This window comes from Streptomyces hygroscopicus (assembly GCF_026168105.1).
Classification (GTDB): Bacteria; Actinomycetota; Actinomycetes; order Streptomycetales; family Streptomycetaceae; genus Streptomyces; species Streptomyces hygroscopicus_D.
Map to the genome: position 1 here is coordinate 1 of NZ_LBMW01000094.1, position 13261 is coordinate 13261.

At 70.6% G+C, this 13261-nt stretch carries 3 protein-coding genes; all 3 read right to left on the reverse strand.

The annotated features are described in order from the left end of the window. The coding region (locus AAW14_RS38395; RefSeq protein ID WP_265569110.1) for a non-ribosomal peptide synthetase at positions 1-4596 on the reverse strand (4596 nt) is incomplete at its 3' end. Further along, a complete protein-coding gene (locus AAW14_RS38400) occupies positions 4596-12971 on the reverse strand; it encodes a non-ribosomal peptide synthetase (protein WP_265569111.1) in 8376 nt (2791 codons plus the stop codon). The genes AAW14_RS38395 and AAW14_RS38400, both read right to left, overlap by 1 nt. Then, positions 12971-13261, reverse strand: a 291-nt coding sequence (locus AAW14_RS38405) for a phosphopantetheine-binding protein (RefSeq protein WP_265569112.1), incomplete at its 5' end; no start/stop codon positions are given. The genes AAW14_RS38405 and AAW14_RS38400, both read right to left, overlap by 1 nt.

A 13261-nucleotide genomic window follows, 5' to 3' on the forward strand; every position in this document is an offset into this window, starting at 1 on the left:
CACCTCCGGACCACCGTCCAGCGCCACCTCCAACGCCGACACCAGGTTCTCCGCAGCCGTACGCACCAGCACACCGACCGGCCCCGGATCGATCGAGGACACCGCGTCCACCGCCAGCGACAGACCACGGCTCTCACCATCGTCATCGACCGAGACAGCGAGCGGGTAGTTGGTCCGTTCGCGCGAGAACACCAGCCTCATGCCGTCGGCCGCGCCGCTGCCGCTGTCCAGGGCCTCGTCGAGGGCCTGGACAGCCTCCTCGCCGACTTCCTGGACGGCGTTGTGCCGATAGTTGAACAGGGCGGTGAACAGCGGCGCGTCGCCCGGGATCCCGCTTGCGCTCTGTGCCAAGGTGAGCGGCGCGTGCTCGTGCTCCAGCAGCTCCGCGAGCTGACTCCGCATCGCCGACACCGCACCCAGCACGCCGAGTTCATCCGTCCGCACCCGCACCGGCAGCGTGTTGATCAGCGGGCCCGGCATGCGGTCGGCGCCCGCACCGGCGTTCATGCGGCCGAACAGGATCGTCCCGAAGACCACGTCGTCGCGACCGCCGACCACAGCCAGCGTCCGGGCCCATGCGACGTGCATCAGAGTCGCCGTGCTCACGCCCAGGCGCCGTGCAACCTCTCGCAGCCGCGCCTCGGCAGCAGGCGCGAACGGCACAACCTCACGCACCACATGGGCACCGGCCCCGCGGATGTCCACCAGTCCGTAAGGGGCTGTGGGTTCCGTGATGTCGCCGAGCAGTTCCGCGAAATACCGCTCGTGGGCCTCGTGTTCGGTTCCGCCGCGTGCGTGTGCCACGAAGGTACGGAACGGCAGCGGCTCCGGCAGGTCGCCACCCTCGCCGGTCAGGAACGCTTCGACCTCTCGGAGCAGCACCTCCAACGCGGTGTGGTCCTGTACGAGGTGGTGCACCCGCACCAGGCCGAGCCACCGGTCAGCGTCCGGCCTGGCCGCGGCATGCACGCTGAACAACGGCGCCCGGCGCAGATCCATCGTCGAGCCGACGGCGGCGACCAACGCGCCCACCGGGTCGGCGGCCTGCGGGTCCAGCGTCAGCTCGACGACCGGCAAAACGGCCTTGCGCCACACCACCTGGACCGGCTCGCGCAATCCCTCCCAGACGAACGAGGTGCGGAAGATGTCGTGCCGGTCGATCACGCTCTGCAGCGCGTTCGTGAAGGCATCCAGCTGCTCGCGCGAGGCGAACTCGAGCACCGACGGCAGCACATAGGCGTCGTCGCCGCCGTCGGCGAGCAGGTGGTGGAAGAGCAGGCCCTCCTGGAGCGGGGCGAGCGGGTAGACGTCGGCGACGTTGGCCGCGCCACCGTCGACGGTGGCGACGACCCGCTCGACCTCGTCGGCGGTCAGGTCCACCAGCGGGAGCATCTCCGGCGTGATCACGCTCGCGCCGTCCGGAATCAGGTTCTGCGGCACGACGACCCGGTCGGCGCTCACAGCCAGGGCCAGCCCGGCAGGGGTCGGCGTCTGGAACAGCGCCCGTACCGAGACCGACACACCCCGCCGACGCAGCACCTCCACCAGCCGAATCGCGAGGAGGGAGTGACCACCGAGGCGGAAGAAGTCGTCGTCCACACCGACGTCGTCCACACCGAGGACTTCGGCGAAGGCGCCGCAGAGGATCTCCTCACGCACGCTCGCCGGGCCCCGACCCGAGCCGGTCGTGTACTCCGGCACCGGCAGCGCCTTGCGGTCCAGCTTCCCGTTCACCGACAACGGCAACGCATCCAGGACCACCACCGCCGACGGAACCATGTACTCAGGCAGCCGGGCGGCCACAAACTGGCGGACAACCTCGGGCAGCTCGGTACCGTCACCTTCCTTGACGACGTAGGCGACCAGACGGATGTCACCGGGAATGTCCTCGCGGGCGACGACGGCGGCCTGCGCGACCTGCGGGTGGCCGACGATCACGGCCTGGATCTCGCCCGGCTCGATCCGGAATCCCCGGATCTTCACCTGGTCGTCGGCGCGTCCCAGGAACTCGACGACGCCGTCGGCGTTCCAGCGGGCCATGTCGCCCGTGCGATACAGGCGCTCACCCGTTCCGAACGGCGAGGCGACGAACCGCTCCGCCGTCAGGCCGACCCGGTTGGCGTACCCACGCGCCAGCTGCACACCCGAGAGATACAGCTCGCCGGCGACCCCGATCGGCACCGGATTCATCGCCCCGTCCAGTACGAACAGCTTCGTGTTCGCCACCGGCCCGCCGATCGGCACCGGACCGTCCCCGGCACCCGGTTCGCACCGCCACGCCGTGGCGTCGACCGAGGCTTCGGTGGGCCCGTACAGGTTGTGCAGCTCCACACCGGGCAAAACCGCGAACAGCCGGTCGCGGACGGCCGGTGTCAGCGCCTCACCCGAGCACACCACCCATCGCAGCACGTCCGCGCAGTCCGCTGCTGCCGGGTCCGCCAGGAACGCCTCGAGCATCGACGGCACGAAGTGGGCCGTCGTCACCCCCTGCTCCCGCACCAGAGCGGCCAGATAGGCCGGGTCCCTGTGGCCCTCCGGCCGCGCCACCACCAGAGCGGCACCCACCGACAACGGCCAGAAGAACTCCCACACCGACACGTCGAACCCGAACGGAGTCTTCTGCACCACACGGTCCGCGCCCGAAAGCCCGAAGCGCTCCTGCATCCACGCCAGCCGGTTGACGATGCCCTCGTGCGAGACGACCACGCCCTTGGGCCGACCCGTCGAACCCGACGTGAAGATCACATACGCCGGATGCGCAGGCAGTACGTCCACGCCCAGCGACGCACCCGACAGCCCCGCCAACTCCTGAACGACCACATGCTCGTCCAGCAGCACCGTCGAAACCCCGCCTGGCGCCACAACCGCCGGCGAGCCCGTCGACACCACGACGTCCGCGCCGGCGGTCTCCACCATGTACGTCACCCGGTCCGCCGGAAGCCCCGGGTCGATGGGCAGATACGCGCCCCCGGCCTTCACCACCGCCAGCAGCGCCACCACCATCTCGACCCCGCGCTCCAACGCGACACCGACCACCGACTCCGGACCCACACCACGGCCCACCAGCAACCGCGCCAGCCGGTTCGCCCGCGCATCCAACTCCGCGTACGACACCTCCGCGCCCTCGAACACCACGGCCACCGCATCCGGCGTCCGCACCACCTGCGCCTCGAACAACCCCGGCAGAGTCGACGGCTCGACCTCCACCGCCGTGTCGTTCCACTCCACCAAGACCCGCCGCCGCTCGGCAGCATCGAGCAGCTCAACGCCGCTCACCCGGGTCGTCGGTTCGACGACCAGCAACTCGAGCGCCCGTCGAACACGCGTCGCGAGCCGCGCGACGGAGCCGCGCTCGAAAAGGTCCACGGAGGCGGTCAACGAGCCGCGGAGGCCCGCCGGAGCGCCGTCCTGGTCGAACACCTCGACGAAGTCAAGTTCGAGGTCGAACTTTGCCGCCCGCACGTCGACCACTTCGTCCGGCGCCGAACCGCCGGACTCGGAGCCCGTGCGCTCCGACACGATCCGGTCGTTGTTGTGGACGGTCAGCATCACCTGGACCAGCGGGTGCCGAGCCAGGGAGCGGGCCGGGGCAAGTTCCTCGACCAGCTTCTCGAACGGCACCTCCTGGTGCGCGAGGGCGTCCCACCCGGTCTGCCGCGCGCGTGCGAGCACCTCGGTGAAGGTCGGGTCACCGGACAGGTCCGTCCGCAGCACCAGGGTGTTGACGAAGAAGCCGACCAGGTCGTCCAGCGCGACATCGGTGCGCCCGGCGACCGCCGTGCCGATGGGGATGTCCGTACCCGCGCCCAGACGGGACAGTACGACCGCCAGTGCGGCCTGGAGGACCATGAAGACCGTGGCGTCCTCGGCGCGCGCCACCTCGGCGAGCCGGGCATGGACCGCTGCCGGGATCTCCAGCGGCACGCCGTGGCCGCGGTGCGAGGCCACGACGGGGCGGACGCGGTCGAAGGGCAGGGCAAGCTCCTCGGGCACGCCGGACAGATGATCACGCCAGTAGGAGATCTGACGCGCCATCATGCTGTCGGGGTCCTGCTCGTCGCCGAGCAGTTCGCGCTGCCACAGGGTGTAGTCCGCGTACTGGACGGGCAGCGGTTCCCACTCGGGGGCCCGGCCTTCGGTACGGGCGGCGTAGGCCGTCGTCACGTCCCGCAGCAGCGGCCCCATCGACCAGCCGTCGCTCGCGATGTGGTGGACGACCACGACCAGCACCTGGTCCTGCGGACCGGCCCGGAGCAGCGCCGCACGGATCGGCACCTCGGCGGCCAGATCGAACGCGTAGGCCTCCAACTCGGCGACGCGGGCGTCGATTTCAGTGGCTGCCAGGTCGGCCACCGCCAACTCCCAGTCCAGCTCCTCCAGCTTCAGGATGCGCTGATACGGCTCACCGTCGGCCGTCGGGTAGACCGTGCGAAGTACCTCGTGGCGTCCGATCACATCCCGCAGGGCCGCGTTCAGCGCATCGATGTCGACCTGGCCCGGCAGGCGACGGGCGATCGGAATGTTGTAGGTGGCGCTCGGGCCTTCGAGCTGCGAGAGGAACCACAGGCGGCGCTGCGCGAAAGACAACGGGATCATCAGGAATCCTCCTGGTTGCGCATCGGCCGCAACGCCGGCCTAGCTGATTTTTGATGTCCGAGCTGCTGTGCCAGTCCGGCCACCGTCGGTGCCTGCACAAGCGCCTGCAACGGCGCCTCGATGCCCAGAGCCGCCCGGATCCGGCTGATGAGTCGCACAGCGAGCAGGGAGTGCCCGCCGAGTGCGAAGAAGTCGTCGTCGACACCGACGTCCTCAAGCCCGAGGACATCGGCGAACAGGGTGCACAGGATCTCTTCCCGTGCATCGGCCGGTGCTCGGCCGGCACCGCTCCTGTACTCGGGGGCGGGCAGCGCCTTGCGATCCAGCTTGCCGTTCACCGACACCGGCAGCCCGTCCAGGACGACGACCGCCGACGGGACCATGTGCGCCGGTAGCCGGTTCGACGTGAACTCGGCAATCGCGGCGGTGAGTTCTCCGACATCGCCGCCGTCCGGTTCCGGAACGACGTAGGCGACGAGCCGAAGGTCGCCCGGGATGTCCTCGCGGGCGACGACGGCGGCCTGTGCGACCTGCGGGTGGCCGACGATCACGGCCTGGACCTCACCGGGCTCGATCCGGAAACCGCGGATCTTGACCTGCTCGTCCGCGCGGCCAAGGAACTCGACCGCGCCGTTCGCGTTCCAGCGCGCCACGTCACCGGTGCGGTAGAGCCGCTCGCCCGTCCCATACGGCGAGGCGACGAATCGCTCCGCCGTCAGACCCGGCCGCGCGGCGTAACCACGCGCCAACTGCACGCCTGCCAGATACAGTTCACCCGCAACGCCCACCGGCACCGGCCGCAATCCACCGTCCAGGACGAACACCTGCGTGTTCGCCACCGGCCCACCGATCGGCACCGCACCACCCTCGACGCCCGGCTCGCACCGCCACGCCGTCACGTCGACCGACGCCTCGGTGGGCCCGTAAAGGTTGTGCAACTCCACACCCGGGAGAGCAACGAAGAACCGGTCCCGGACGGAGGCCGTCAGAGCCTCGCCCGAGCACACCACCCGCCGTAGGACGTGCGCGCAGTCCGCTGCTGCAGGGTCCGCCAGGAACGCCTCGAGCATCGACGGCACGAAGTGGGCCGTCGTCACCCTCTGCTCCCGCACCAGAGCGGCCAGATAGGCCGGATCCCTGTGGCCCTCCGGCCGCGCCACCACCAGAGCGGCACCCACCGACAACGGCCAGAAGAACTCCCACACCGACACGTCGAAACCAAACGGCGTCTTCTGCACCACACGGTCCGCGCCCGAAAGCTCGAACCGCTGCTGCATCCACGCCAGCCGGTTGACGATGCCCTCGTGCGAGACGGCCACGCCCTTGGGCCGACCCGTCGAACCCGACGTGAAGATCACATACGCCGGATGCGCAGGTAGCACCTCCACGCCCGGTGACGCACCCGACAGCCCCGCCAGTTCCTCATCCACCGCGTCCGAGTCCACATCCACCCGGCCGACCCCGGCCGGCACCACACCGGCCGCCTCCAACGACGACACCACAACGTCCGCGCCGGCGGTCTCCACCATGTACGTCACCCGGTCCGCCGGAAGCCCCGGGTCGATGGGCAGATACGCGCCCCCGGCCTTCACCACCGCCAGCAGCGCCACCACCATCTCGACCCCGCGCTCCAACGCGACACCGACCACCGACTCCGGACCCACACCACGGCCCACCAGCAACCGCGCCAGCCGGTTCGCCCGCGCATCCAACTCCGCGTACGACACCTCCACGCCCTCGAACACCACGGCCACCGCATCCGGCGTCCGCACCACCTGCGCCTCGAACAACCCCGGCAGAGTCGATGCCTCGACCTCCACCGCCGTGTCGTTCCACTCACTCACGACCTGGTGCAGCCCCGTCTCGTCCAGGACCGGCACGGAGTTCAACGGCGCTTCCGTTTCGCAGCCCAGCGCGGCCTCCAGCGCCGACACCAGACCCTCGACGGCCGTACACACCAGCGCAGCCACGGCGGCTGGATCCGCCGGCGCCACAGCGTCGACAGATATCCGGATCGCCCGTCCGTTGTCGTTCACGGCCACCGCGAGCGGGTAGTTGGTCGTCTCCCGGGAGAGAAGGGTCCGGATCCCCCAGGCCTCGTCGTCGGCCGACTCCTTCGCCACCGGTGGGGCACCCACTTGATCGGCGGCATGGCGGTAGTTGAGGAAGGAGGTGAACAACGGCGAGCCACCGGTGAGTCCGCTGGCCTGCTGTGCGAGGGCGAGCGGCGCGTGCTCGTGTTCGAGCAGCTGCGCCAGTTGGCCACGCATCGCGGACACCGCACCCAGGACACCGAGCTCGTCCGTCCGTACCCGTAGCGGGAGCGTGTTGATGAACGGGCCGGGTACGCGGTCGGCACCGGCTCCACCGTTCATCCGGCCGAACAAAACCGTCCCGAACACCACATCGTCCCGGCCGCTGATCACGCCCAGTACCCGCGCCCAGGCCACATGCATGACGGTCGCCACGCTGGCACCCAGCGTGCGCGAGACGGCCCGCAGCCGTGCGTCCAGCTCGGGCGCCAGCGACCTGGCCGCGTTTTCGGCACCGGCGCCGACGCCGCGCACGTCGGTCAGCCCGTAGGGAGCCGTCGGTTCGGTGACATCACCCAACAGCTCGGCGAAGTAGCGTTCGTGCTCCGACCGCGGGACCCCGCCGCGCGCCTGCGCCACGAAGTCACGGAACGGCAGCGGCTCCGGCAGCTTGTCGCCGTGGCCGGTGAGGAACGCCTCGATCTCGCCCAGCAGCACCTCCAGCGCGGTGTGGTCCTGCACCATGTGATGGACTCGCACAAGCCCGAGCCAACGCCCCTGGGAGCCGACGGCCGTGTACAACTCGACCAGGGGCGCCCGGGACAGGTCCATCGACAGCCCGACGGTCGCGGCCAACTCGGTCAACGGGTCGCTGCTGCGGGGCTCGAGCGACACTTCCCGAACCGGGAGCAAGGCCTTGCGCCACACCACCTGGACGGGCTCCCGCAGCCCGTCCCAGACGATGCCGGTCCGAAGGATGTCGTGTCGGTCCAGCACGTGCTGGAGCGCCTCGGTGAACCGGTCCAGCACTTCGCGCGAATCGAACTCCAGGACGGTCGGCTGGACGTAGGCGTCGTCTCCGCCGTCGGCGAGCAGGTGGTGGAAGAGCAGGCCCTCCTGGAGCGGGGCGAGCGGGTAGACGTCCGCGATGTTCGCGGCGCCGCCCTCCACGGTGGCGATGACGCGCTCGATCTCCTCGATGCCCAGGTCGACGAGGGGAAGCATCTCGGGGGTGATCGCGGTCGCGTCCGCCGGGATCAGGTTGTCCGGCACCTCCGCCTGCTTCATGCCCGCCGAGCGAGCGAGGCCGGCCGGCGTGGGACTGTCGAACACAGCCCGCACCGACAGCGCGACACCCTGGGCCTGCAGCCGGCTGATCAGCCTGACGGCGAGGAGGGAGTGGCCGCCGAGTGCGAAGAAGTCGTCGTCGACACCCACGCTCTCCCGGCCGAGGACCTCGGCGAACGCGGCGCACAGGATCTCTTCGCGGACGTTGTCCGGGCCGCGTCCGGAGCCGGGCGCGAAGTCGGGGGCGGGCAGGGCCTTGCGGTCCACCTTGCCGTTCGCGGTCAGCGGCAGTTCGTCGAGGACGACGAACGCGGAGGGCGCCATATAGGCGGGGAGGTTCCGACTCAGGTCCGCACGCAGCGCGGCCATGTCCAGGACCCCCCGGGGGACCAGGTAGGCGACCAGCACAGCATCGTCGGAGGTGTCGCGACGGACCGTCGCCACAGCCTGGGCCACGCCCGCATGACGCTCCAGGACGGCCTCCACCTCACCCAGCTCGATACGGAAGCCGCGCACCTTCACCTGGTCGTCCGTACGGCCCAGGCACTCCAGCTCACCGTCCGCGCGCCAGCGGGCCACGTCCCCGGTCCGGTACAGCCGCTCCCCCGATGCGTACGGCGATGCCACGAAACGTCCCGCCGTCAGACCCGGGCGCCCCGCATAGCCGCGCGCCAACTGCGCCCCCGCCAGATACAGTTCGCCCTCAACACCCACCGGCACCGGGCTCATCCGCGCATCCAGCACATACGCCCCCATGTTGGCGAACGGCCGGCCCACCGACACCTCACCAGCGGTGACCTCGGCCGAGGTGGCCCACACCGTCGCCTCGGTCGGCCCATACAGGTTCACCGCCCCGATCTCGAGGTCCGTGAACCGCTGCGCCAGCTCATGCGGCAGCGCCTCGCCACCGACCAGCGCCCGAACGCCGGCGGGCCGGCCGCCCGTGTCGAGCAGCGCCCGCCACAGGGACGGAACCGCCTGCAACACCGTCGCTCCCGACGAAGCCACCAGTCCCGTCAACGCGGCCGGATCCCGCACCACATCCCTCGATGCGACGACCACCGACGCCCCCGACACCAGCGGCAGGAACAATTCAAGCGCCGCGATGTCGAACGCCACCGTCGTCACCGCCACCAAACGGTCACCACCATCCAGCGGCACCCGCTCACCCACACCGATCAGGTGGTTCACCAACGCCCCGTGCGAGACCACCACGCCCTTCGGCACGCCCGTCGAACCCGACGTGTAGATCACATACGCCGCATTCCCGGTCGCAACGCCCACACCCAGCGGCGAACCGTCAACACCCGCCAACTCCTCGACCACAGAAGGCTCGTCGACCGCCACCACCGACACGCCCGCCGGCACCACCTCCGCAACCGCCGAATGCGACACCACCAGCGACACACCCGCGTCCGACAGCACGAAACCGACCCGCTCAGCCGGGTACTCCGGGTCGATCGGCAGATACGCCCCACCGGCCTTCACCACCGCCAATAGGGCCACCACCAGGTCGACACCACGCTCCATCACCACCCCGACCACGGACTCCGGACCGACACCACGCCCCACCAGCAACCGGGCCAGACGATTCGTCCGCGCATCGAGCTCCCCGTACGACACCTCAGTACCGTCGAACACCACCGCGGTCGCGTCCGGCGTCCTCGCCACCTGCGCCTCGAACAACCCCGGCAGCGTCGAGGCCTCCGCCTCCACCGCCGTGTCATTCCACTCCACCAGCACTCGGTGCAGGACCGGCCCGTCCAGGACCCGCACCTCGCCCAACTGCGGCTCCGGGCCGCCGTCCAGCGCCACCTCCAGCGCCGACACCAGCTGCTCTGCAGCCGTGCGCACCAGCACTCCGACCGCCTCGGGATCGATCACGCCGACCGCGTCGACCGTCAGCGCGAGACCTTCACCGTCGTCGTCCACCGCGACACTGAGCGGGTAGTTGGTGCGCTCGCGCGCATACAGCAGGCGGATGCCCAGGTCGTCCGGCTGCTCCTCCACTGGCCGTTCCTCGCCCCCGCCGTTGTTGTGGCGGTAGTTGAGGAAGGCGGTGAAGAGAGGTGACTCGGCCGCAAGTCCACTGGCCTGCTGGGCGGTTGCGAGCGGGGCGTGCTCATGCTGGACCAACTGTGCCAGTTGCGCGCGCATCTGCGACACCGCCGTCAGGACCCCGGTCTCGGCCGTACGGACGCGCACCGGAAGCGTGTTGATGAACGGCCCGGGCACCTGACCGGCGCCGGCGCCGGTCATCCTGCCGAACAGCACAGTCCCGAAGACCACGTCGTCCCGGCCGGACATCGCCCCGACTGCCCGTGCCCAGGCCACGTGCAGGACGGTCGCCGCGCTCACTCGCAGTCGGCGCGCGGTCTCGCGCAACCGGCGCTCGGACTCCTGCGAAAAGGGCACCACCCGGCGCGTCACAGCCGCACCGTCACCGTGGACGTCCGTGACCCCGAACGGGGCGGTCGTCTCGTCGAGGTCGCCCAGCAGCTCGGCAAAGTACCGCTCGTGTCCGGCTCGTTCGGCCTCGTCGCGGGACTGCGCCACGAAGTTCCGGAAGGGCATCGGCTCGGGGAGGTCCGCGCCACGGCCGGTGAGGAAGGCGGTGACCTCCGAGAGCAGCAGTTCCAGCGCCATGTGGTCCTGCACCATGTGGTGCACCCGAACCAGCGCGAGCCAGCGGCCGCTGCCGGGAACGACAGCTCGGTGCGCCGTGATCAGCGGTGCCCGGCGCAGGTCCATCGACAGACCGGCGGCCGCGACCAGATCCGCGACCAGGTCCTCACTCCGCGGGTCGAGGGTCACGTCCGTGATCGGTATCGGTGCGTGGCGCCACACCACCTGGACGGGCTCCGGCAGCCCCTCCCAGGCGATCGAGGTTCGGAAGATGTCGTGCCGGTCGAGCACGTTCTGGAACGCCTCCATGAACGCGTCGAGCCTGGCGCGCGAGTCGAACTCCAGGACCGCGGGCAGCACATAGGCGTCGTCGCCGCCGTCCGCCATCAGGTGGTGGAAGAGCAGGCCCTCCTGCAGCGGTCCGAGCGGATAGATGTCCGCGATGTTGGCCGGGCCGTCGTTCACGGTGGCGACGACCCGCGCGACCTCCTCGGCCGTGAGGTCCACCAGCGGCAGCATCTGAGGCGTGATCTCGGTCGCGCCGACCGGGATCAGGTTCTCCGGCGTCGGCACCCGCCCGGCGTCCGCCGCCAAGGCCAGCCCGGCCGGGGTCGGTGCCTCGAAGAGCGCCCGCACCGGCACGGTCACGCCCTGCACGCGCAGCCGCTCGACCAGCCTGACGGCTAGGAGGGAGTGGCCGCCGAGGGCGAAGAAGTCGTCGTCGACGCCCGCGCTCTCCAGTCCGAGGACGTCGGCGAACGCGGCGCACAGGATCTCCTCACGCGCGTTCGACGGGCCCCGCCCGGTGCCCGTGGGGTACTCCGACGGCGCAGGCAGCCTGCCCGTGTCCACCTTGCCGTTCGCCGTCAACGGCAACTCGTCCAGCAGCACCACACCCGCCGGCACCATCGACTCCGGCAACTGCTCCCGCACGAACGCCCGCAGCTCCGCCGCATCGACCTCCGCACCCGGCACGGGCACCACATAGGCCACCAGCCGACGGTCCGCCACCGAACCGGCCCGCTGACCCACCGCACCACCGTCCACGGCCAACGCCACCCGGCCCCGGCCCGGGAACACCACCTCCGCACCCGACCCGTCCACCACCGGCACACCGCTCAACAGCAACTCCGGCGCACCCGTCAGAGTGTCCACCACGCGCCCCAGACAGTCGGCGAGATCGACGACCGTCTGCGCGTCGAAGAGGTCCGCCGCCTTCACCGAGCCCCGGATCCCGGACGGCGCGCCGTCCGGCCCGAAGACCTCCGTGAACGAGACCTCCAGGTCGAACTTCGCCACCGACGCCCCCGCCGGGGCCGATGCCGAGACTTCGATGCGCTCCCCGTCCAGGACCGTGCGCGCGGCGTTCTGCAGGGTCAGCATCACCTGGAACAGCGGGTGCCGCGACAGCGACCGCGCCGGGGCCAGCTCCTCGACCAGCTTCTCGAACGGCACATCCTGGTGCCCGAACGCGGCCAGGCTCGTCGCCCGCACCCGGCTCAGCAGTTCGCGGAACGTCGGGTCACCGGACAGGTCGGTCCGCAGCACCAGGGTGTTGACGAAGAAGCCGACCAGGTCGTCCAGCGCCTCGTCCGTCCGCCCGGCCACATCCGTACCGATCGGGATGTCCGTCCCCGCGCCGAGGCGGGACAACAGGACCGCGAGGGCCGCCTGCAGCACCATGAACGCCGTGACGCCCTCGGCGCGCGCCAGCTCCAGCAGCCGGGCATGTGTCTGCGCCGAAATCTCCAGCAGCACCCGGTGGCCACGGTACGAGGCCACCGCCGGACGCGGGTGGTCGAAGGGCAGCGCCAGCTCTTCCGGAAGCCCGGCCAACGCGTCTCGCCAGTGGCTCAGTTGGCGACCCAGCAGGCTGGACGGGTCGTCCGCGTCCCCCAGCAGCTCGCGCTGCCAGAGCGCGTAGTCCGTGTACTGCACCGGCAGGGGCTCCCAGCTCGGCGCACGCCCTTCGCACCGGGCCTCGTAAGCCGTCATGAGGTCCCGTGTGAACGGCCCCATCGACCAGCCGTCGCTCGCGATGTGGTGGAGCACCACCACCAGAACCTGCTCGTCCGGGGAGACGACCAGCAGCTCGGCGCGAATCGGGACTTCGGCCGCCAGGTCGAAGGTGTATCCCTCGGCGGCCTCGACCGCGGCCTCGAGCTCGGCCGGCCCGACCTCGACGACCCTCAGTTCCCACTCCAGGTCGTCGAGGTCGAGGACCCGCTGGTGCGGCTCGCCCTCGACGGTGTCGAACACCGTGCGCAGCACCTCGTGCCGACCGATGACGTCCCGCAGCGCGGCGTTCAGCGCCTCCCTGCCGACCTTCCCGTCCAGCGGAAGCACCACCGGAACGTTGTACGTGGCGCTCGGCCCCTCAAGCTGGGAGATGAACCAGAGCCGCTGCTGCGCGAATGACAACGGAATCATCAGGACTCCTCCTGGCTGCGCCTCGGCCGCAGAGCCGGCCTGGTCGATGCCGGTTGTGTCTCCTCCGCGAGTCGGCCGGCGAGGCCGGCCGGCGTCGGGGCGTCGAACAGCATGGCGATCTCCACCTCGACGTTCAGCAGTGTGCGGACCCGGTTGGCCAGGCGGACGGCGAGGAGGGAGTGGCCGCCGAGGGCGAAGAAGTCGTCCTCGACGCCGACCTCGGACACCCCCAGGACCTCCGCGAAAGCCTCGCACAGCACCCGCTCCCGCTCATTCGCCGGACCACGCCC

Coding starts and splice junctions, on each gene's coding strand:
- AAW14_RS38400 (WP_265569111.1), bottom strand. CDS start 12,971: ATGATTCCGTTGTCATTCGCGCAGCAGCGGCTCTGGTTCATCTCCCAG.